This is a genomic window from Microbacterium sp. USHLN186 (assembly GCF_037145155.1).
Taxonomy (GTDB): Bacteria; Actinomycetota; Actinomycetes; order Actinomycetales; family Microbacteriaceae; genus Microbacterium.
Genome location: NZ_JBBCYA010000003.1, coordinates 230,633 through 249,576, shown reverse-complemented (window position 1 = coordinate 249,576; position 18,944 = coordinate 230,633). Strand labels below are relative to the sequence as shown.

General features: G+C 68.1%; 23 protein-coding genes. 17 read left to right on the top strand and 6 right to left on the bottom strand.

Features of this window, described 5'->3' with window-relative positions; all coding sequences use genetic code 11:
* Positions 1 to 23 precede the first annotated feature (23 nt).
* On the top strand, positions 24 to 659 hold the full coding sequence (locus tag WFG93_RS13980; RefSeq protein ID WP_442928250.1) for a GNAT family N-acetyltransferase: 636 nt from the start codon (positions 24 to 26) through the stop codon (positions 657 to 659).
* 123 nt (positions 660 to 782) lie between these two features.
* Here the strand turns inward: WFG93_RS13980 and WFG93_RS08610 are convergent, their stop codons facing one another.
* Positions 783 to 1,067 carry a hypothetical protein gene (locus tag WFG93_RS08610; protein ID WP_336645920.1) on the bottom strand — a complete coding sequence of 95 codons (285 nt, stop codon included), beginning with the start codon at positions 1,065 to 1,067 and terminating at the stop codon, positions 783 to 785.
* A gap of 901 nt (positions 1,068 to 1,968) precedes the next feature.
* Here WFG93_RS08610 and WFG93_RS08605 point away from each other — a divergent pair.
* Together WFG93_RS08605 and WFG93_RS08600 are read left to right on the top strand one after the other, a co-directional pair.
* On the top strand, positions 1,969 to 2,391 hold the full coding sequence (locus WFG93_RS08605; RefSeq protein ID WP_336645919.1) for a hypothetical protein: 423 nt from the start codon (positions 1,969 to 1,971) through the stop codon (positions 2,389 to 2,391).
* Between the two features lie 102 nt (positions 2,392 to 2,493).
* Positions 2,494 to 2,637, top strand: coding sequence for a hypothetical protein (locus WFG93_RS08600; RefSeq protein ID WP_336645918.1), 144 nt, complete (start codon positions 2,494 to 2,496; stop codon positions 2,635 to 2,637).
* Between the two features lie 4 nt (positions 2,638 to 2,641).
* Here WFG93_RS08600 and WFG93_RS08595 read toward each other — a convergent pair whose 3' ends face one another.
* Positions 2,642 to 3,226: a 2'-5' RNA ligase family protein gene (locus tag WFG93_RS08595; RefSeq protein ID WP_336645917.1), complete on the bottom strand. Its 585-nt coding sequence runs from the start codon at positions 3,224 to 3,226 to the stop codon at positions 2,642 to 2,644.
* A gap of 177 nt (positions 3,227 to 3,403) precedes the next feature.
* On the opposite strand from WFG93_RS08595, the gene WFG93_RS08590 reads away from it, so the two are divergent.
* A complete protein-coding gene (locus tag WFG93_RS08590; RefSeq protein WP_336645916.1) occupies positions 3,404 to 4,012 on the top strand; it encodes an SRPBCC family protein in 609 nt (202 codons plus the stop codon).
* An 11-nt stretch (positions 4,013 to 4,023) separates the two neighbouring features.
* Positions 4,024 to 4,692: a DUF4166 domain-containing protein gene (locus WFG93_RS08585; protein ID WP_336646061.1), complete on the top strand. Its 669-nt coding sequence runs from the start codon at positions 4,024 to 4,026 to the stop codon at positions 4,690 to 4,692.
* Between the two features lie 108 nt (positions 4,693 to 4,800).
* Here WFG93_RS08585 and WFG93_RS08580 read toward each other — a convergent pair whose 3' ends face one another.
* On the bottom strand, positions 4,801 to 5,196 hold the full coding sequence (locus tag WFG93_RS08580; protein ID WP_336645915.1) for an NUDIX domain-containing protein: 396 nt from the start codon (positions 5,194 to 5,196) through the stop codon (positions 4,801 to 4,803).
* An 84-nt stretch (positions 5,197 to 5,280) separates the two neighbouring features.
* Here WFG93_RS08580 and WFG93_RS08575 point away from each other — a divergent pair, with 84 nt between their 5' ends.
* The 3 genes from WFG93_RS08575 (at position 5,281) to WFG93_RS08565 (ending at position 6,755) form a co-directional block, all read left to right on the top strand.
* On the top strand, positions 5,281 to 5,763 hold the full coding sequence (locus WFG93_RS08575) for a GNAT family N-acetyltransferase (protein ID WP_336645914.1): 483 nt from the start codon (positions 5,281 to 5,283) through the stop codon (positions 5,761 to 5,763).
* Between the two features lie 69 nt (positions 5,764 to 5,832).
* Positions 5,833 to 6,201 carry a hypothetical protein gene (locus WFG93_RS08570; RefSeq protein WP_336645913.1) on the top strand — a complete coding sequence of 123 codons (369 nt, stop codon included), beginning with the start codon at positions 5,833 to 5,835 and terminating at the stop codon, positions 6,199 to 6,201.
* The gene (locus tag WFG93_RS08565) at positions 6,198 to 6,755 is read left to right on the top strand and encodes a GrpB family protein (RefSeq protein WP_336645912.1); all 558 of its coding nucleotides are present in this window, start codon (positions 6,198 to 6,200) and stop codon (positions 6,753 to 6,755) included. The genes WFG93_RS08570 and WFG93_RS08565 overlap by 4 nt, the downstream gene beginning before the upstream one ends.
* Before the next feature lie 7 nt (positions 6,756 to 6,762).
* Here WFG93_RS08565 and WFG93_RS08560 read toward each other — a convergent pair whose 3' ends face one another.
* The gene (locus WFG93_RS08560) at positions 6,763 to 8,232 is read right to left on the bottom strand and encodes an HNH endonuclease signature motif containing protein (protein WP_336645911.1); all 1,470 of its coding nucleotides are present in this window, start codon (positions 8,230 to 8,232) and stop codon (positions 6,763 to 6,765) included.
* Positions 8,233 to 8,425: 193 nt separating this feature from the next.
* The gene (locus tag WFG93_RS08555) at positions 8,426 to 10,540 is read right to left on the bottom strand and encodes a DEAD/DEAH box helicase (RefSeq protein WP_336645910.1); all 2,115 of its coding nucleotides are present in this window, start codon (positions 10,538 to 10,540) and stop codon (positions 8,426 to 8,428) included.
* Between the two features lie 88 nt (positions 10,541 to 10,628).
* Here WFG93_RS08555 and WFG93_RS08550 point away from each other — a divergent pair, with 88 nt between their 5' ends.
* The 8 genes from WFG93_RS08550 (at position 10,629) to WFG93_RS08515 (ending at position 17,383) form a co-directional block, all read left to right on the top strand.
* Positions 10,629 to 11,048: a pilus assembly protein CpaE gene (locus WFG93_RS08550; RefSeq protein ID WP_336646060.1), complete on the top strand. Its 420-nt coding sequence runs from the start codon at positions 10,629 to 10,631 to the stop codon at positions 11,046 to 11,048.
* A 75-nt stretch (positions 11,049 to 11,123) separates the two neighbouring features.
* Complete coding sequence (gene paaA / locus WFG93_RS08545; protein ID WP_336645909.1) at positions 11,124 to 12,137, top strand: 1,2-phenylacetyl-CoA epoxidase subunit PaaA; 1,014 nt, start codon at positions 11,124 to 11,126, stop codon at positions 12,135 to 12,137.
* Positions 12,134 to 12,424 carry a 1,2-phenylacetyl-CoA epoxidase subunit PaaB gene (gene paaB / locus WFG93_RS08540; RefSeq protein ID WP_336645908.1) on the top strand — a complete coding sequence of 97 codons (291 nt, stop codon included), beginning with the start codon at positions 12,134 to 12,136 and terminating at the stop codon, positions 12,422 to 12,424. The genes paaA and paaB overlap by 4 nt, the downstream gene beginning before the upstream one ends.
* Positions 12,421 to 13,323 carry a 1,2-phenylacetyl-CoA epoxidase subunit PaaC gene (paaC, locus tag WFG93_RS08535; protein WP_336645907.1) on the top strand — a complete coding sequence of 301 codons (903 nt, stop codon included), beginning with the start codon at positions 12,421 to 12,423 and terminating at the stop codon, positions 13,321 to 13,323. The genes paaB and paaC overlap by 4 nt, the downstream gene beginning before the upstream one ends.
* Positions 13,317 to 13,820, top strand: a complete 504-nt coding sequence (gene paaD, locus WFG93_RS08530) for a 1,2-phenylacetyl-CoA epoxidase subunit PaaD (RefSeq protein WP_336645906.1) — start codon at positions 13,317 to 13,319, stop codon at positions 13,818 to 13,820. Before paaC ends, paaD begins: the two co-directional genes overlap by 7 nt.
* On the top strand, positions 13,820 to 14,983 hold the full coding sequence (paaE, locus tag WFG93_RS08525; RefSeq protein ID WP_442928249.1) for a 1,2-phenylacetyl-CoA epoxidase subunit PaaE: 1,164 nt from the start codon (positions 13,820 to 13,822) through the stop codon (positions 14,981 to 14,983). The genes paaD and paaE overlap by 1 nt, the downstream gene beginning before the upstream one ends.
* Positions 14,984 to 15,017: 34 nt before the next feature.
* Positions 15,018 to 15,788, top strand: coding sequence for an enoyl-CoA hydratase/isomerase family protein (locus tag WFG93_RS08520; RefSeq protein ID WP_336645905.1), 771 nt, complete (start codon positions 15,018 to 15,020; stop codon positions 15,786 to 15,788).
* An 83-nt stretch (positions 15,789 to 15,871) separates the two neighbouring features.
* Positions 15,872 to 17,383, top strand: a complete 1,512-nt coding sequence (locus WFG93_RS08515) for an ATP-dependent DNA ligase (RefSeq protein WP_336645904.1) — start codon at positions 15,872 to 15,874, stop codon at positions 17,381 to 17,383.
* A gap of 16 nt (positions 17,384 to 17,399) precedes the next feature.
* Here WFG93_RS08515 and WFG93_RS08510 read toward each other — a convergent pair whose 3' ends face one another.
* Entirely contained in the window at positions 17,400 to 17,909 is a 510-nt protein-coding gene (locus tag WFG93_RS08510; protein ID WP_336645903.1) for a phosphoribosyltransferase, read from the bottom strand.
* A 138-nt stretch (positions 17,910 to 18,047) separates the two neighbouring features.
* Between WFG93_RS08510 and WFG93_RS08505 the strand changes: the two genes are divergently transcribed.
* A complete protein-coding gene (locus tag WFG93_RS08505; protein ID WP_336645902.1) occupies positions 18,048 to 18,863 on the top strand; it encodes a class II glutamine amidotransferase in 816 nt (271 codons plus the stop codon).
* Positions 18,864 to 18,944: the final 81 nt, after the last annotated feature.

Here is an 18,944-nt window from a genome sequence, read left to right as displayed (position 1 = left end):
GATGCGGTCGAGGTTCTGGCGATATGGGTTTCGGCAGAGGGTTTCGGCGGATCATTCCTCGGCGTGTCGTGCACCTTGTTGACGACGACGACGAGGCTGCCGGAAACGATCGTTTTCGGCAGGCTGCCTTCTCCTGCAACGATGAATGTGTGATCACCATCGAAACCGTGGCCGGCACGGACGCGTCGGTACACCGCGATGAAGTTCTTGGCGTCTGGACCGCGGCGTTCGGAGAGGTGAACGATCCGGCGGAGTGGGCGATATCGCCATGGGACCGTCATCGCTCGCGTGCCGGATACCGCCTCGCTGTCGCGCATGACGACGGGCGGCTGGTCGGGTTCGCGTGGGGTTATACCGGGGAACGCGGACAGTACTGGTCTGACTTCATCACGCGCGAGCTTGGATCGAAAGTTGATAGATGGGTCGGGGGACATTTTGAGTTCGTCGAGCTCGCCGTGATTCCTGAAGCGCGGGGCCGAGGCATAGGAGGTCAGCTGCACGACGCACTGCTCGCGAACCTTAGCCACCGGCGCGCGCTACTCGCATCGTCTAGCAGTCCCGACGACCCAGCGGTACGCCTCTACTCGTCGCGAGGATGGGTGAGCCTTGCCACTTACGGCGACGACCGACAGGTGATGGGTCGCGTCCTCAACAAATGAATCGATGAGCAAGGGCGCCAGCCGAAGACCACTGCCATTAGCCCGTTGTGACCAGCGGTTTCGGCAGCCCGTCCAGCACGGATAACGCCTCTTCACCGTAAACGATCGTTTTCGCCGGGCCGCTCATAGACCGAAGAGGAACCCGTCGACGGTGTCGGCGAAGCCTGGATGACCCTGCGGTCTGTGCTTTGTGCCGGCGAGCTGAACGTGTTTTGCACCCTCCGCTACGAGCACGCCGGCTATCGCCTCGTACTCCGCATTCCACCCTCCCGTGACGACAAGGGTGGGCACCCCGTTGATCGCCGAGCTTGCCACTCCGAACCCCCACGGGGGCTGCTTCGCTTCAAATCTCGCGGCTGCTTCCCGCTCTTCATCCCAGCGAGAAGGGTCGGCGGGGCCCTCGAACATGAGCGGGCGGACGATAGACCAGTAACCGAACAGGTCGCCACTCCGAGAAAGGGCTCGGGCGCGCGTCATCGCTCGACGTGATCTTCGATCACAGGGACACCCCTGGCGACGTCATAGAGGCCTGGTTCTAGGAGAACGAGTGCGCGCGACGATCTGACGTGCCTGCAGAGCCAGAAGAACGGGCACGGCGCCGGCGGAATGCGCGAAGACGACCGCATCGCGCGGAGTGAGCGCTGCGAGAGATGCAACGTTCTCGTCCATCGATCCCGCGAAGTCAAGACTCGCAAAGCGCGACCCCTGGCCCGGGATCGAAGGCCACGCATCACGGCCCCGGCGACCCGTGCCGTGAACATACACTCGCATCCGCCCAGGGTACTCACCACCTCCGAAAACCCCTGCCCAAACCGGCTCACGGCAATCGTTCCGGCAAAGCAACTACGCGCAGTGCTGCCGGAGCTGTCCGGATCTCCGAGAATGTCTACGCCTGGTAGACCGAGGGCATTCTGAAAGACCGAACGGGATCAGCCAATACCCTCGCCGCTTCGTAGTTCTCCAGGCCTCGCGGTCAATCGCGTCTCCGACGTCTCCACACTTCGTAATGAGAGAGTGAGAGCGTGAAGACGAGGCGAAGCAGAGCGGGCGCAATCTTTCTCTGTGCACTATGCCTACAACGGGCCAAGCGAGGTGTACACCTGCTACGACGTGAGGGCCGATTTTCGGTCGCAGTCAATGCCTTCAGCGGAACGAGAGATCCTGTCAAAGTGCCCGACAGCCCTCGTTGAGCTCTTAGCCGAGGACGCCGCATTTGCCAGCGGTGAGGTGTTCGACGGGTAGGCATCGGCGCTGACTCTGCCCCGTACCGATCCGAGCGCTTACGCACGATAAGCCCCACAATCAGAGCATGGTGAATCTCCGCGCTGGCTGCGTCGGCGTTGCGGGTCTGATGATCATGGTCTGTGCGTTGGCCGGTTGCAGCGCCTCCGACGTTGGAGTCGCGCGCGAGACGCGGCGCGGCGTGCCGGATGGTCTCGTCGTCGACCCGCTGAATGATCGACCCATTGCGACGTGGATCGAGCGCGGTGAGACATTCGCCATCGTGACCATCGGGAGCGGAAGTTGCCCTCCCGTAGCGACGGCTCTCGTGGCTGAGGTACCAGACCGCGTTGCTGTGACTTTCGGACCGTCACCCAACGACCCCTGCACCGCCGACATGTCTCCGACGACCCACGAGTTCGATCTGCCGGAGGAGATCACCCGTCTTCCCGTCGTCCTAAAGATCGACTACGAGGACTGGCCGGAGACCGACACGCTCACGCTCAGATAGAGCCACCATCACCGTGTCGGTTCAATGCGGCGGCACACGTGCCCCGCACCGGCCGCACCGGAAACAGAGGCGGACACTGCCGCACTCATGTGACGATCGAGGGTGACCACCCCTCGATCTCCCAAGCTCTCAGCGGTTCGGCGCGCCGACACTGGACCCGGCTCGGGTGAGTTCGTCATCGACTTCTCAGGGCTGACGCTGACGGAGAACCTGCTGCGACTCATCGTGAATGAGAAGGAGGAGTAGCACTTCAGTGACCGAGCCGGATGATCTCGCGGTGCTCCTTCCCTCCGACGTATGAGACGAGCTCGACGTCCGACACCACTTCGCTCACGGAGTGCTGGAACTCACGAACTCGCGCGGCCTCGATGGCTTGCCAATCCTCTCTCGCCAAGGTCTTGCCGTAGACGACAGACATGTGAAAGGTCCACTCATCGACAGAAAGCTCGCCGAGTCGGCGAAAGTCAGTCGCATCCAGGATTTCGGTCAGAGACGTGTAGGCGGTGACGAGAGCCCGGGTACGGGCTAGTCGAAGGATGACGATCTGCCAAGGTTCCGGGAAAACGTCGACGGCATCGGCGATGATCTCGATCGGCTGTTGTGTGGAAGCCCAGGCGCGCACAAGCGCAGCCAGATCATCGCGGCGCGTCGGCTCGTAGAAGCCGCGCAGCGTCACGTGGCCGGTGTGCGGGTGTGGCAGTTCGCGCAGTTCCAGGGCCCGGGTCTGCTCCTCCACGTAGCAATCAGCCACATCGGAGGTCGGACGAAGCACAAGGTACTGCTGACCGTCGAGAGAGTCGAGCTGCTCCCTGGTGTTCATGAAGGGCGGACGCATGTGACGAAGCTACTCGGTCGTCGGCGCGGGTATGACCGCGTTGCGGCTGTGCGACCGGTTTGCGGAGAGCTCACGCGGTAACCCGGTGGAGTTCCGCAGCATCCGGCCCGACCGCGACTGACGTCCCGTGTAGCGTCGAGTGTCAGAGTGTCGGCGAACAGCAGTCGGGGGTCGAGTATGCGTCGGTCGCAGGCGTTGTATGTCGAGGTGCTCATCCGAGCCGATGTGGAGACGATCTGGGCGCTGACGCAGGATCCCGACCTCCACCCGCGATGGGACCTGCGCTTCAGCAGGATCGAGCCGAGCGGTTCCGATTCGGCGGGCCGGTCGCGGTTCCGGTACGAACGGGCCTTGCCGCTGCACGTGATCCGGGGCGAGGGCGTCTCACTCGGAGAGAAGACCCGCCACGACGGCATCCGCACGTCCGCGCTCGCGTTCTCGACCGACGACCGCCTGTCGCCGTTGCGCAGCGGCCGCGGTTACTGGCGCTACGTACCGACGCCCGAGGGCGTGCGATTCATCACCGGATACGACTATCAGCCAGGCTGGGGCAGATTCGCCGATCTGGCGATGCGGCCGGTGATCCTCTGGATGACCGCATGGAGCTTCGACCGGCTGCGCATCTGGGCCGAGCGCGGCGAAGAACCGGATCGGTGGCCCCTGCTGTCGGTCGTGTGGTTCTGGCGTTCGGGCAGACCCCGCGCGTCGCGGTGTCGCACCGTCCCACCCCGTGACGGCGCGATGGCTGATGCTCCGCAGACGCTGCAGAGAGTGAGCCTCTCGTGAGCGGCACCCCGATGTTCCGGGCAGCGCTCGGAGACGAAGCCTTCGCACGTCTGCATCCCATGATGCAGCGGCGGTTCGGAGTCTCGGTGGCGAACGGCTACGGATGCGTCGGGCGCGGGACCATGAGCCGAATCCGCAGAGGGCCATGGTGGACGGTTCCATTTCTGCTGATCGGTCGGCTGCGTCACATCCTCGTCGCAGATACCGGCACGAACGTGCCATTCGTCATCGAGAACTACCCGTACCTCGACCCGTACGGTCGAGAAACCGTGACCTTCGTTCGCGAGTATCGCGCGCGACGATGGCCGGCGCGGTTCGACGCGACGATGGTGCTCGATCCTGACCGTAGGACGATCGTGGACTACCTCGGCACGCATCAGCACCTGGCCGTCGATCTGCATCTCGAAGTCGACGAGCACGGTGGCCTCGTTCTGCGATCGGATGAGCAGCGCTTCTACGAGGGGCCCATCGCGTTCCGGTTCCCAATGCTGTTCTCGGGTCGCGCCGAACTCCACGAGCGCTACGACGAGGCTGAGGGCGCCTTCCACATCTCGCTCGAGGTGCGGAACGGACTCTTCGGCTTCCTCTTCGGATACGACGGGTGGTTCACGTGCGAGTTCCCGCCCGCGACCGATGCCCCGGACCGGCTGAAGCCACGACGACACGAGCGGCGGCTCTGACGCATCGACGCCCCGGTCGTCAAGGATTCCGCGGCCTGCCGTCGGCCTATGAAGTGAGCGAATTCAAGCCGATCGTCGCAACGCCTTGTTCGCCGACGTTGCCGGGAGCTAGAGGCCAGCGTGCGCGGCGCGCACGGCCGCGCGGGCGTGTTCTGGGACTAAGCCGCTGAGCGACCAAACCGTGGCCCAGGCCGGCTTGTACCGGTTGAGAGGCTGGTCCCGTTGTGCTTCGGGACCACCGAGGCGGAGTTCGCGCGAGCGAACGCGGACTTCAAAGTAGACGGCCTCTGCTTCGAGGAGTTCATCGACGGAGGGCAGGCGTCGGACGACTTCCCCCTCTAAGCCCGTCTCCTCGCACAGCTCTCGAAGGCAGGCCTGGTGGAGTGATTCGCCGGCCTCAACCCCTCCACCGGGGAGCACGCAATATTCGTCGCCACGCTTACGACGATTGATGACCAGAACCTCATCGCCGTCGATCACTACAGCGACGGCCCGTATCCTCATGCACCGACTGTAATCGCGGTCGCCATCAGTCCGGAACGCGACCTCGATCGAGCGGCGGCGCCGGGTTCGTGTGAGGCTGTGAGCATGATGCCCGTCGTTCGCATGGCTCAGGAGAGCGACCTTGCCTTCCTGATCGAGCACGATCGCCACCCGGAAGGCGACGCGATCGCACATGCTGTCACAGACGGTCGTGTACTGGTTCTCGACGATCACGGAACGCTGATCGGCTGGCTTCGGTGGACGCTGTTCTGGGATGAGCACCCCTTTCTCAACATGATCTACGTCCTCAAAGAGCATCGCGGAATCGGACTGGGCAGTCTGCTACTGGAAGTCTGGGAGCGCGAGATGGCTGAGAGTCAATACACGACGGTGCTCACCTCAACCGCATCCGACGAACGCTCGCAGCATCTGTACCGGCGACGCGGATATAGCGACGCTGGAGTGCTTCTCCTGCCAAGCGAGGTGGCCGAGCTGCTGTTCTCGAAGGAGTTGACAGCATCCGCTCCAGGCGGTGACCGAGGGGAAGCGCATGAGGGACAGCCGCCGCATACCGGATCGTTACTGTGAGCCCATGAGACGAACGACGAGAGCTGTCTCGGCCGCCATTGCGACTGCCTCGGTGATCGCGCTCTCAGGGTGTGCGGGAATGGACAGCCTCATCTGGGGACAGGATGGGCGGCCACGATCTCGACCACAGAGACGCTGATCGAAGCAGCCGCGCAGGGCGACGCGAGCGGCTTCGTCTGCAACGGAGCAGATCCCGAGCTTCGAGACCCCGCGGACTGGGAAGGACTATCCGCTGAGGAACCCGAGAGGTTCGCCCCCGAGTACTGGGAACAGTTCGCAGCTCTCAATCCGCAGTGGAGCATCAACCTGTCGCTGCCCGAAGACCGCGTGGCCCCGGGCGTCGAATACCCGGGCGACGTGTTCTACCGCGACACCGACGACGGTCTCTGTCTTGTGGCTGTCGCGTGGTGGACGGTGGAAGGCCAGTCCGAACGATGAGCGACCCGGATGTCGAGTGGTTCGACCAGCCGATCGGCGAGGCCGTCGAGATCCACGAACCGTCGAAGGAGTGGCTGGCGATCGGCCAGCGGTGGGAGGAGCGCCTGACGGAGGCGCTCTCACCACTTCCGGTGCGGGTCGACCACGTCGGCTCCACCGCCGTGCCGGGGCTGCCAGCCAAGCCGGTCATCGACATGCAGGTGCAGGTGCCCGATCTGTCGGATGAATCGTCGTATGCGATCGCGCTCGAGAGCGTGGGCATGGTGCTGCGGGCGCGCGGCGCCGACTTCCGCTTCTTCCGGCCGCCGGCCGGGCGGGTGCGCGATGTCCACATCCATGTCTGCGAGGTGGACTCGGCGTGGGCCCGCGAACACCTCGCGTTCCGCGACGCTCTGCGCGGCGATCCCACGCTGGCCCGGGCCTACGCGCGGCTGAAGCGGCGCCTCGCCGCCACCGTGACAGAGCGGGCGGACTACAACGCAGGCAAAGAGTCGTTCATCCTGGCGGCGGTCGAGGAGTCGACCGTCGGCCGGAGCGCTTCCGAACAGGACTGACGTCGGCTCATATCCGCAGCACGCCGTCGCGGCGGCGACGCGCATGGAGGGTGGACAGTCTCGGTGTGCGCCATTTCTGCTCGGCGTCCCACCAGGCCGGTCCGCGGATCTGGGGGAGGCCCGCGTTCATGCGGATCTCCCACCCGGATTGGCCGAGCGAGCGGTGATGCCACCAGCAGAGTGGCACGCCATTGTCGGTGTGGGTGGGGCCGCCGCGGGCGTGCTCGATGACGTGGTGGATCTCGCACCAGGTCGCCGGGACATGGCATCCGGGGATCAGGCATTCCTGGTCTCTGGCGACGATGGCCCGCCGCTGGTGAACGGTGAAGATGCGGTCGGTGGTCGTGATCCCGACGATGCGGCCCTGGTCGAACAGTACGCGTTGGATGGCTCCGGTGCAGGCGGTGTGGGTGGCGACGTGCAGGGGGACGGCGGTGTCGGATCCGGGCAGGGTTGCCCAGCCGGTGCCTGCCGCCAGATCTGCGGCGTCGACGTGCACGACCAGGGTCGGGGCGGCGCCGCCGAGTGTGGGCATCTCGCTGTGGCGGGCGGCGATGCCGAGGGCGGCGGCGAGGGCGTCGTGGCGTTTCTGGGCGGGGGTGCGCGGGTCGATCCGCTTGCGCGGATCGCTGTTGAACGCGTCGTCGCTGTAGGGGTCGTCGTCGACGAGGGTGAAGTGCACGCCCGTGTCGGGTGCGCCGCCGACTTTGGGATTGTTGTACGCGTCTTCGATAAGCTGCCATTGCGCGGCGACTTCGGGGGTGAGGTTGCCGCGTATCGGGTGCACACCGTCGCGCAGCCGCCCGATCGTGATCGACCGGCGTGCCTGCGCCCGCTGATCCGCCGGCTCCGCCCCGTCCGGGTCGAGCATGATCGCGAGGGTCGCCGCGAACTGCTTCAGATCCTCCGCCGACGCCCGCGGCGCCCGCCCACCATCACCGTCACCGTCACCGTCACCGTCGTGGTCGTGGTCGTGGTCGGCGTCGGGGAGCACGTCGCCGCGGGCGAACGCGGCGAGGTTCGCATCCGCCCACATCCGCTGCTCGACAGTGATGCGATCCCGCGCCTGCTCCAGCGGGCAGACCGCCGCCAACAGACCGGCGAGACCGACGGCGCCGTCCAGCAGCGCCTCACGCAGCGCCGGCCAGCGCGCCGGCATCCGCTCCCCCGACACCAGACTCGTCTCACGCTGCACCGCCTCCGCCGCCCGGATGACCCGCGCCGCCGCCGACGCGTCCACGAGCACCACCCGGCGCAGCATCCCGTTCATGCCCCGGCATCCGAACCGATGCCCGAACTCCGCATCCGCCGTCGCGACCGTCTCGACGATGCCCGCCTCCGCCAGCCGCGAGATCTCCCCGAGCCCAGCGAGCGCCTCCGCCCGCTCCGCATCCGACAGCCCGGCAAGCGCGTCGCCGGACAGCAGATCACGCAGGCCTGCGGCGACCTGAGCGAGAGCAACAGCGGGGCTGTTCATACCTTCCATTGTGACGAGGGCCACCGACATTGGCACGGCCGATATCCCCAGACCAGGAAAACTTTTCGACAGAATTTTCCGGATGCCCGGCCCGAGCTCCACGAGACCTGCCTTCCCGCACGAAACGGTGCTCCGCAAGGGCTGTCTCGGGCTGAAACAGAAGCCTCGCGGATGGCGGCGGACCACCGAGGGCTCAGCCGCGCAGCGCCAGCACGAACGGCAGCACCTCGCTCGCCCCGGCCCGGCGCAGCTCGCGGGCAGCGACCGTGAGCGTCCAGCGGCTGTCGGCCTGGTCGTCGACGAGCAGCACCGGCCCGTCCGGCACCGCGAGGCCGTCGGCGCTGAAGCGCTCCCAGAGACCCGCGAGACGGAACACGCTGTTGCCGCCCGGCTCGCCGCTCGGCCCGCCGCTCGCGAAGTCGAGCGCCCCGATGTACGGCAGTCGCCCGATGTCGGCTATCCCCCTGGCCAGCGAGTCGACGAGCAACGGCTTCGAGCGCGACGGCACGGCGACCACCGCCACCGGACGCCGCTCCCAGCCCCACCCGGCCAGCACCCGCACGCACGCGTCGAGCAGCTGCGGGGTGACCTCCGCATCCGGAGCTCCGGCGGCGAACACCTGCCGCAGGGTCCCTCCCCAGCCGAGGTCGGTGAGCCTGGCCAGCGCGCGCCCCTCCCCCGCCTGCTCGTCGGCGGGGATGCGCCCCTTCACCGGAACACCGACGCGGTCCCCACCGGTGGGCCACTGCCGGCGCGCCTCGATCGCCACGCCGACGCGGTCGAGTGCACCGGACGCGGCAGCCCCGGCATCCGAACCGATCTCGGTCGGAAACCACGGCCCGGCGCAATTGTCACAGCGACCGCACGGCGTGGCCGTGTCATCGTCGAGCGAGCGCTGCAGGAACTCCATGCGACAGCCGTCGGTCTGCTGATAGTCGATCATGTGCTGCTGCTCGGCGCGGCGCTCGGCGGCGATGCGCTCGTACCGCTCGGCGTCGTACACCCACGGCTGACCAGTCGCGACCCAGCCGCCCTGCACTCGCCGCACCGCGCCGTCGACGTCGAGCACCTTCAGCAGCAGCTCCAGCGGCGTGCGCCGGATGTCGACGATCGCCTCCAGCGCCGGAGTCGACAGCGGCTGATCGCCCAGCGCCGCGATCACGCGCTCGGCACGCTCGCGGTCGGGCATCGACGCGGTGGCGAAGTAGTGCCAGATGTCGCGATCCTCCACACCGGGCAGCAGCAGCACATCGGCGCTGTCGCTGGCTCGCCCGGCACGCCCGACCTGCTGGTAATACGCGACCGGCGACGATGGAGCCCCGAGGTGGACGACGAAGCCGAGGTCGGGCTTGTCGAAGCCCATGCCCAGCGCGCTGGTGGCGACGAGCGCCTTGACCTCGTTGCGCTTCAGCATCCCCTCGGATTGCTCGCGCTCCTCCGCATCCGTCTGCCCGGTGTACGCGCGCACCTCATGCCCCTGCTCGCGCAGCAGCCGGGCAGTGTCGACCGCGGCCGAGACCGTGAGCGCGTAGATGATGCCCGAGCCGGGCAGATCGTTCAGATGGCTGAGCAGCCAGGCCAGTCGCTGAGCGGAGCCGGGCAGCTGCAGCACGCCGAGGCGGAGGGATGCGCGAGCCAACGGTCCACGGATCGTCAGAACCCCGGCATCCGCCGGTCCGCCCCTGCCGCCGAGCTGCTCCGCCACATCGGCGACCACCCGGCTGTTCGCCGTCGCGGTGGTGGCAAGCACCGGCACCCCGGTCGGCATCTCGGCGATCAGCTCGCGCAGGCGCCGGTAGTCGGGGCGGAAGTCGTGCCCCCAGTCGCTGATGCAGTGCGCCTCGTCGACCACGAGCATGCCGATCCGCCGCACCAGCGCCGGGAGCTGGTTCTCACGGAACGCCGGGTTGTTCAGCCGCTCGGGCGACACGAGCAGCACGTCGACCTCGTCGCGGTCGAGCCGGGCGATCACGTCGGCCCATTCATGCGCGTTGGTCGAGTTGATCGCTACGGCCCGCACACCGGCTCGCTCGGCCGCCGCGATCTGGTCGCGCATCAGCGCCAGCAGCGGCGAGACGAGCACGGTCGGCCCCGCGCCCTGCCGGCGCAGCAGCAGCGTAGCGACGAAGTACACCGCCGACTTGCCCCACCCGGTGCGCTGCACCACGAGCGCCCGGCGGTGCTCGGCGACCAGCGCCTCGATGGCCTCGTACTGCCCGTCGTGGAACGTCGCGTCGGGGCGCCCGACCAGCTCGCGCAGCGCGGCGAGCGCGGCATCACGGATGTCGGTCGAGGTCGATGAGGCCATGGCATCCACTCTGCCGCACACCGCCGACACCACCCCCGCCTCCCGACGCCGCGTCCCGATGCATCCCCCGGTCACCTACCGTAGAGACATGATCAGCCGCGAACTGGCCGTGAACCTGCGCGAGAACGGTCTCGTCTGGCATCCGGCCAGCGGTGATCGCTTCGCCCTCGACCTGCCCGAGGAGATCGAGCTCGAGGCCGAAGCCGACATCTTCAATGTCAGTGAGATGACGATCGAGGCGCGCCTCACGCCGTCGGGCACCGACCTCGCCTTCAACGGCACCACCGAGTGGGCGCTCGACGCCGTGCAGCTGTCGGAGGCGGTATGGTTGCCACGCGAGGACCAGCTGCGCGAGCTGCTGCGCGGCACGTTCCGCTCGTTGCAGCGGCTGCCCGACGCGTTCGTCGTCGAGATCGAGATCGCCGGTGAGCGGATGCGCTTCGAGCATCCCGAACCCGCCGAGGCATACGGACAGGCGCTGCTCACCCTGCTGCGCCGCGCTCGCTGACAACCCGCCTTGCCCGCCCGACTCCCGCATGCGAGAATTACCTACCGAACGGTCAGTAAACCGATGGAGTCGATGATGACCAGCCCCGCAGACCTCTCCCTCGTCGACGGCGACATCTCAGACGAGGAGCGACGCTTCGACGAGCTCGTCGCGAACGAGCAGCGCATCGAGCCGCGCGACTGGATGCCCGAGGCGTACCGCAAGACCCTCATCCGGCAGATCTCCCAGCACGCGCACTCCGAGATCATCGGCATGCAGCCCGAGGGCAACTGGATCACCCGCGCACCGAGTCTCAAGCGCAAGGCCATCCTGATGGCCAAGGTGCAGGACGAAGCCGGCCACGGACTCTATCTCTACTCCGCCGCCCAGACCCTCGGCATCACGCGCGACGAGATGATGCGGCAGCTCATCGACGGCAGGGCGAAGTACTCGTCGATCTTCAACTACCCGACGCCGACCTGGGCGGACATGGGGGCGATCGGCTGGCTCGTCGACGGCGCCGCGATCGTCAACCAGGTGCCGCTGTGCCGCGCGTCGTACGGACCGTACGGACGCGCGATGGTGCGCATCTGCAAGGAGGAGTCGTTCCACCAGCGGCAGGGGTTCGAGATCCTGCTCACCCTCATGCAGGGCACCGTCGAGCAGCGCGAGATGGCGCAGGATGCCGTGAACCGGTGGTACTGGCCGAGCCTGGCCATGTTCGGCCCGCCGGATGACCAGTCGCCGAACTCCGCGCAGTCGATGAAGTGGAAGATCAAGCGCTTCTCCAACGACGACCTGCGTCAGCGCTTCGTCGGAATGCTCGTGCCGCAGGCCGAGATCCTCGGGATCACCCTGCCCGACCCCGATCTGAGGTGGAACGACGCTACCCAGCAGTACGACATGGGCGAGATCGACTGGGACGAGTTCTTCGAGGTGCTGAAGGGCAACGGGCCGTGCAACGCCGAACGCCTCGAGCGCCGCCGCACGGCACACGACGAGGGCGCGTGGGTGCGCGAAGCCGCCGCGGAGTACGCCCGCAAGCAGGCCGGAACGTGGTCTCCTGAGCCTGTCCGGGCCCCTGAACCTGTCGAAGGGATGGCGTCATGAGCCAGCAGAGCGAATGGCCCCTCTGGGAGGTGTTCGTGCGCGCCAACCGAGGCCTGAGTCACGTGCACGTCGGGTCGCTGCTGGCTCCGGATGCCGAGATGGCCGTTCGCAACGCGCGAGACCTCTACACGCGCCGCGGCGAGGGGGTGTCGATCTGGGTCGTCCCGGCGGATGCCATCACCACCAGCGATCCAGATGCCAAGGGCGCCTACTTCGAGACCTCCGCGGGCAAGAACTACCGCCACGCCAAGTACTACACGGCATCCGAGGGGGTGCCTCACCTATGACCCTTCGACAAGCTCAGGGCGACGCCCGACAAGCTCAGGGCGACGCCCGACAAGCTCAGGGCGGCGCCCGACAAGCTCAGGGCGGCGCCGACGACGTCCATGTGTCCGTCGAGGAGCTGCACCTGGCATCCGAGCTCTCCGGCGGCGACGCGCGGGCGGCGTCCGCCGACCTCGCCGAGTACGCAATCTGGCTCGGCGACGACGCGCTGGTCCTCTCGCAGCAGCTCGGCGCGTGGATCTCGCGCGCCCCCGAACTCGAGGAGGACGTCGCCCTCGGCAACATCGCCCTCGACCTGCTCGGCCATGCGCGCTCGCTGCTGCGTTACGCCGGCTCGTGGGACGGTCGCACCGAGGACGACCTGGCGTACTTGCGCGACGAGCCCGAGTTCCGCAGCTCATGGCTGGTCGAGCAGCCCAACGGCGACTTCGCGCAGACGATCGCCCGGCAGCTGATCGCGTCGGCGTACATGTACGAGCTGTACTCGGTGCTGCGCGCCTCGACCGATGAGACGTTCGCCGCGATCGCCGCGAAGTCGCTGAAAGAGGTCGACTACCACCGCGACCACGCCGTGCAGTGGGTGCTGCGCCTGGCCGGCGGCACCGAGCTCTCCCGCGAGAAGATGATCCGCGCGCTCGGCGACATGTGGCCGTACGTCGATGAGCTGTTCCGCGACGAGCCGCTCATCGATCGGCTCGCGGGCGTCGCCGTGCGACCCTCGACGCTGCGGGCCGGGTTCGACGCCGTCATCGACACCGTCTTCGCCGAAGCCGACCTCACGAGGCCCGACGCGAAGGCATCCCGCGCCGGCGGTCGCCGCGGCTCGCACGCGACCCCGTTCGGTCACCTGCTCGCCGAGATGCAGGTGCTCGCTCGACGGCATCCGGGGGCGACATGGTGACGATCAGCGCCCGCGCTGTCCGCGCGCGTGAGGTCGCGGCCACCGTCACCGACCCGGAGATCCCGGTGCTCACGATCGACGATCTCGGGGTGCTGCGCGACGTGCGAGTGGACGGCGAGCGCGTCACCGTCGACATCACCCCGACCTATTCCGGATGCCCGGCGATGGATGCCATCCGCGACGACATCATCCTCGCCCTGACAGCCGACGGCTTCGGCGACGTCGAGGTGCGCCTCGTGCTCTCCCCGGCCTGGACGACCGACTGGATGAGCGAGGACGGCAAGCGAAAGCTCGTCGAGTACGGCATCGCACCACCGTCCGGCCGCGCGGCCCTTCGACAGGTTCAGGGACCGCTCACCGTGCGCCTGTCCGTGAAGTGCCCGCGGTGCGGCTCGCTCGACACGCGGGAGGTCTCGCGCTTCGGCTCGACCTCGTGCAAGGCGCTGTTCGAGTGCCGCGCGTGCCTCGAGCCCTTCGACCACTTCAAGGTGATCTGATGCCGCTGTTCCGGATGCCACCCGCCACTGCGCATGACGAGAGCGCACCGCCGCTCGTCGCCGACCGGCATCGCGCGCGGTTCCACGCCCTGACGGTTTCGAACGTGCGTCGCCTCACGGATGACGCGATCGAGGTGACCTTCGCCGTCCCGGCCGATCTCGCCGACGACTACGCGTACCTGCCCGGACAGTACGTCGCCCTGCGCGTGCAGCTGGACGGCACCGAGGTGCGCCGCTCGTACTCGCTGTGCCGGCCGCCCGCGCCGGTGCGCGATGGTGCAACAAGCCTCAGCGTCGCGGTCAAGCGCGACGAGGGCGGGCTGTTCTCCACGTGGGCGCAGACCGAGCTCACCCCCGGATTCCAGATCGACGTGATGAGCCCGCAGGGCACCTTCACCTCGGGCCTCGACGAGCTGGAGGGCACGCACGTCGTCGGCATCGCTGCCGGTTCAGGCATCACGCCGATGATGGCGCTCGCGCGCACCCTGCTCACGGCATCCGACACCACGCGCTTCACCCTGCTGTACACGAACCGGTCGACCAGCGACGTGATGTTCCTCGAGGATCTCGCCGACCTCAAGGACCGCTACCCGACCCGGCTCGTGCTGCACCACGTGCTCTCCCGTGAGCAGCGCACGGCCCCCCTGCTCTCCGGCCGCATCGACGAGCAGAAGCTGCGCACCATCCTGGAGTCGCTGATCCTGCCGTCGACGGTCGACGAGTGGTTCCTGTGCGGCCCGTTCGCACTCGTGGATCTGTGCCGCGAGGTGCTCGCCGACCTGGGGGTGCCCAAGGAGCACGTGCGCTTCGAGCTGTTCACCACCGGCGACGCTGCCGCCGAGCGGGGGCCCCGCCGGGTCGAGGTGCGGGCGGGCGAGAAGGCGTACCGCATCGAGATCAACCTCGACGGTGTCTCATCGAGCGTGCAGAGCCCGGTCGACGCGCATGAATCGGTGCTGAATGCCGCGCTGCGCGTGCGGCCGGATGCCCCATACGCCTGCTCTGGAGGGGTGTGCGGCACGTGTCGGGCACGGGTGCTCGAGGGCAGCGTGACGATGACCGAGAACTACGCGCTCGAACCGGACGAGATCGAGCGCGGGTACGTCCTCACCTGCCAGTCCCACCCGACCAGTGATCGGCTCGTCGTGGACTACGACGTGTGAGCCTTCGACGGGAACCAGATTTCAAGGAGTGCGCATGATCGACATCCGCATCGACGACGACGTCGCTCACATCACGCTGAACGCGCCGGAACGTCTCAATGCGCTCGATGAGCAGGCCCTGCACGGGCTGCACGCCGCGTACGACGAGGCCGAGGACGCCGGCGCGCGCGCGCTGGTGCTTCGCGGCGAGGGACGGGCGTTCTGCGCCGGTCGCGACATCTCCGGAGTCGACCCGCGTGACGACGACGTCATCGGCTACCTCGGCGGCATCGTCACCCCGCTGCTGAAGCGCATGGCGGCGTTCCCCGCCCCCACTTTCGCCGCCGCCCACGGGGCGTGCCTCGGTGTCGGGCTCGGCCTGCTCATCGTCACCGATGTGGTCTACGTCGCCGAGTCGGCGAAGATCGGCTCGCCGTTCGCAGCTCTCGGTGCGACCCTCGACTCCGGCGGCCACGCCCTGTTCGCGGAGCGCCTCGGCCCGCACAAGACCCTCGACCTCATCTACACCGGTCGGCTGATGTCGGGCGGTGAGGCGGTGGCATCCGGTCTCTTCTCGCGCGTCTTCCCCGACGACGAGGTGCAGCCGGCGACCGAGGATGCCGCGCGCACCGCCGCCCGCGGCGCGACGGCGGCGTTCCTCGCCAGCAAGCGCCTGATCGCCCGCATCCGCGATGAGCGTCTGGCCCTGTGGGAATCGATCGACATCGAGAACGCCGCACAGGCCGCCCTCTGCGACACCGACGACTACCGCGAGGGCTTCGCCGCGTTCCAGCAGAAGCGCAAGCCCGAGTTCCGCGGGCGGTGATCCGCGCCGGCGACGACCCTGTACCGAGCGACACCTGCGCAACCCCCTCCGGTCATGTCGGCGGTGGATGCGAGGATGCCGGGATGATGCTCTCCGAGCTGCTCGCAGCGACCGATGAGGTCGCCGCCACGTCGTCCCGCCTCGCCAAGATCGATGTGCTCGCGCGGCTGCTGGCGTCCGCGTCGCCCGAAGAGCTGCGTCCGCTGGTCGGGTTGCTGCTGGCCGCGCCCCGGCAGGGACGGATCGGTGTCGGCTGGCGCACGCTGGGCGGTCTCGACGTCGCACACGCCGAGACTCCGACACTCACGATCGCGGACGTCGATCAGTCGTTGGATGCCCTTGCCGCGACTTCGGGGGCCGGCTCGACCGCTGCGCGGCAGAACCTGCTGCAGCGGCTCGCCGCACAGTGCACTGCGGCCGAATGGCAGCTGCTCTCGCGGGCGATGATGGGCGAGCTGCGCACCGGCGCGCTCAGCGGCGTGCTGCACGAGGCGATCGCCCGCGCCTCGGAGCGGCCGGTCGCGTCGGTGCGGCGCGCGGCGATGCTCTCCGGCGACCTGGGCGAGACTGCCGTCGTCGCGCTGACCGGCGGTGAGGACGATCTCGATGCCGTCGGGCGACCGGTGATGCCGATGCTCGCCTCGACCGCGGGCACACCGACCGCGGCGCTGGAGATCACCGGGCGCGCGTCGGTGGAGTACAAGCTCGACGGGGCGCGCATCCAGGTGCACCGGCACGGCGACGAGGTGGGCGTCTACACCCGCAGCCTCGCCGATGTCACCCACCGCGTGCCGGAGCTGGTCGAGATCGTGCGCGCACTTCCTGCGCACGATGTGATCCTCGACGGCGAGACGCTGTCACTCGATGAGGACGGCGGGCCACGACCGTTCCAGGAGACGATGTCGCGCTTCGGCGCCGACGTCGCACGTGAGATCGCGCTGCGCCCGTGGTTCTTCGACATCCTGCACGTCGACGGCCGCGACCTCATCGACGAGCCGCTCAGCGTGCGACTGGCAGAGCTCGAGCGCGTCGCCGGCGACTGGCGGATGCCGGGCGTCGTCACCGACGATGCCGCGGAGGCCGAGCGACTCTCGCGCGACGCGCTCGCGGCCGGACATGAGGGCGTGCTGGTCAAAGCACTCGAATCGACGTACACGGCCGGGCGCCGTGGCAAGTCCTGGGTGAAGGTGAAACCAGTACTCACCTACGACCTCGTCGTGCTCGGCGCCGAGTGGGGCTCGGGCCGGCGGACCGGGATGCTGTCGAACCTGCACCTGGGAGCCCGGGATCCCGAGGGCGAGTTCGGCGAGCCGGGCGGATTCGTCATGGTCGGCAAGACGTTCAAAGGTCTCACTGACGAGCTGCTGCGCTGGCAGACCGAGAACTTCCCCGCGCTCCAGACCCGCCGCACGGCGAGCACCGTCTTCCTGCGGCCCGAGACCGTCGTCGAGATCGCGATCGACGGCGTGCAGCGCTCACCGCGGTATCCCGGCGGCATCGCCCTGCGCTTCGCGCGGGTGAAGGGCTATCGCACCGACAAGACGGCCGGCGAGGCCGACACGGTCCAATCGCTGAGGTCGCTGCTGCGCGGCTGAGCGCACTCGAAGAGCGTCACGCCGAGGGCGGCAGACCCTGGTCCTCCTCGACGACGGTGCCCTTGAACGACCACGGGAAGTTGATCCAGAGATCGGTGTCCTTCCAGGCGTAGTCGGGCTGGATGATCGTCGACGGCTTGGTGTAGATGGTGACCGAGCGCACGTCGGCGCCCTTCTCCTTCAGCAGCTGTACGGCGAGCGCGAGGGTGCGTCCCGAGTCGGCGACGTCGTCGACGAGCAGCACGCGCCGCCCGTCCAGGTACTCCATGTCGAGCTCGGGCGGCAGCACCTCAGGGGCGTCGAGCACCGTGCCGATGCCCGTGTAGAACTCCATGTTGATCGCGCCGCAGTTCTTCGCGCCGAGCCCGTACGCGATCGCACCGGCGGGCAGCAGACCGCCGCGGGCGATCGCGACGACCACCTCCGGCGCGAAGCCGCTGTCGATGATCTCGCGCGCGAGGTCTCGCGTCGCATCGCCGAATCCGTCCCAGGTGAGCGTCTCGCGCTCGATCGCAGCCTCAGTCACTTCTCCATTGTGTTACATCCGAAGAAGCCGAGTGAACGGATTCCGCCCTGTGACAGGCGCACATGGGGTAGAAACGAAGGATGTGATCGCGTCGCCCGCCGCGCTCCGCACCCATCGATACCCGAGGTCGTCTTCATCATGTGCCGCCTGTTCGCCTTCGTCGCTCCCGAGCAATCCACCGCGCGCGAGGAGCTCGGCGCGGACGGGGTGGAGAGCCTGCTCTCCCTCGCGCGCCTGCATGGCGACGGGTGGGGCTGGGCGGGAGTTGCGCGCCCTGACGCGGCACCGGAGGTGCACAAGTCGGCGCACTCCGCCATCGGCGACCCGGGCTTCGACCGCGCCCTGGACAGTTCTTCGCGCGCCGCCATGGTGCACCTGCGCTGGGCCACGGCGGGCCTTCCCGTGCTCGACTGCAATGCGCATCCCTTCGAGGTCGATGGCATCGCTTTCGCGCACAACGGCACGATCAAGCCTCTGGAGCGGCTGCGCGCGCTGCTCTCCCCCGCCAGCGTCGCCGCGCTGACCGGCAGCACCGACAGCGAGATGTACTTCGCGCTGATCCGCGAGCACCTCGCCGACGGTGTCACGCTGCACGAGGCCGCCACCCGCACTGCGCGGCTGCTGCGCGAGCTGTTCCCGCTGGCCAGCCTGAACGCGCTGCTGCTCGACGACGAGGAGCTCGTCGTCGTGCATGCCAACGCCACCAGCATCCTCACCGATCACGATCTGTCGCGTCTCGCGCCGCTCGCCGACGTCCTGCCCAGCGAGCACAACGAGGACTACTTCGCGCTGCGCTGGCGCACCGGCGCCGACGGCACGATCAGTGTCGGCTCGACCGGCGTGGCCGGTGCCGGATGGACGCCGCTGCCGCCCGAGTCGGTGACCTCGATCCGGCTGGCCGACCGCACGGCGACGACCGTCGAGCTGGCGGCCGAGCACGCGATCCACGGCTAGAATCGAGGCGTCCGGCCGGTGGCGGCCGATGCTCGAAAAAGGGGCACGAAGCACTGCGCGATGACGCGGCAGCCGCGAGAC

What these genes read in the sequence shown, in the direction of transcription:
- WFG93_RS08590 (WP_336645916.1), top strand. Translation starts at nt 3,404, where the DNA reads ATGCGTCGGTCGCAGGCGTTGTATGTCGAGGTGCTCATCCGAGCCGAT.
- WFG93_RS08585 (WP_336646061.1), top strand. Translation starts at nt 4,024, where the DNA reads ATGTTCCGGGCAGCGCTCGGAGACGAAGCCTTCGCACGTCTGCATCCC.
- WFG93_RS08560 (WP_336645911.1), bottom strand. Translation starts at nt 8,232, where the DNA reads ATGAACAGCCCCGCTGTTGCTCTCGCTCAGGTCGCCGCAGGCCTGCGT.
- paaB (WP_336645908.1), top strand. Translation starts at nt 12,134, where the DNA reads ATGAGCCAGCAGAGCGAATGGCCCCTCTGGGAGGTGTTCGTGCGCGCC.
- paaA (WP_336645909.1), top strand. Translation starts at nt 11,124, where the DNA reads ATGACCAGCCCCGCAGACCTCTCCCTCGTCGACGGCGACATCTCAGAC.
- WFG93_RS08520 (WP_336645905.1), top strand. Translation starts at nt 15,018, where the DNA reads ATGATCGACATCCGCATCGACGACGACGTCGCTCACATCACGCTGAAC.
- WFG93_RS08565 (WP_336645912.1), top strand. Translation starts at nt 6,198, where the DNA reads ATGAGCGACCCGGATGTCGAGTGGTTCGACCAGCCGATCGGCGAGGCC.
- WFG93_RS13980 (WP_442928250.1), top strand. Translation starts at nt 24, where the DNA reads ATGGGTTTCGGCAGAGGGTTTCGGCGGATCATTCCTCGGCGTGTCGTG.
- WFG93_RS08515 (WP_336645904.1), top strand. Translation starts at nt 15,872, where the DNA reads ATGATGCTCTCCGAGCTGCTCGCAGCGACCGATGAGGTCGCCGCCACG.
- paaD (WP_336645906.1), top strand. Translation starts at nt 13,317, where the DNA reads ATGGTGACGATCAGCGCCCGCGCTGTCCGCGCGCGTGAGGTCGCGGCC.
- WFG93_RS08550 (WP_336646060.1), top strand. Translation starts at nt 10,629, where the DNA reads ATGATCAGCCGCGAACTGGCCGTGAACCTGCGCGAGAACGGTCTCGTC.
- WFG93_RS08580 (WP_336645915.1), bottom strand. Translation starts at nt 5,196, where the DNA reads ATGAGGATACGGGCCGTCGCTGTAGTGATCGACGGCGATGAGGTTCTG.
- WFG93_RS08575 (WP_336645914.1), top strand. Translation starts at nt 5,281, where the DNA reads ATGATGCCCGTCGTTCGCATGGCTCAGGAGAGCGACCTTGCCTTCCTG.
- WFG93_RS08605 (WP_336645919.1), top strand. Translation starts at nt 1,969, where the DNA reads ATGGTGAATCTCCGCGCTGGCTGCGTCGGCGTTGCGGGTCTGATGATC.
- paaC (WP_336645907.1), top strand. Translation starts at nt 12,421, where the DNA reads ATGACCCTTCGACAAGCTCAGGGCGACGCCCGACAAGCTCAGGGCGAC.
- WFG93_RS08505 (WP_336645902.1), top strand. Translation starts at nt 18,048, where the DNA reads ATGTGCCGCCTGTTCGCCTTCGTCGCTCCCGAGCAATCCACCGCGCGC.
- WFG93_RS08555 (WP_336645910.1), bottom strand. Translation starts at nt 10,540, where the DNA reads ATGGCCTCATCGACCTCGACCGACATCCGTGATGCCGCGCTCGCCGCG.
- WFG93_RS08595 (WP_336645917.1), bottom strand. Translation starts at nt 3,226, where the DNA reads ATGCGTCCGCCCTTCATGAACACCAGGGAGCAGCTCGACTCTCTCGAC.
- WFG93_RS08610 (WP_336645920.1), bottom strand. Translation starts at nt 1,067, where the DNA reads ATGTTCGAGGGCCCCGCCGACCCTTCTCGCTGGGATGAAGAGCGGGAA.
- paaE (WP_442928249.1), top strand. Translation starts at nt 13,820, where the DNA reads ATGCCGCTGTTCCGGATGCCACCCGCCACTGCGCATGACGAGAGCGCA.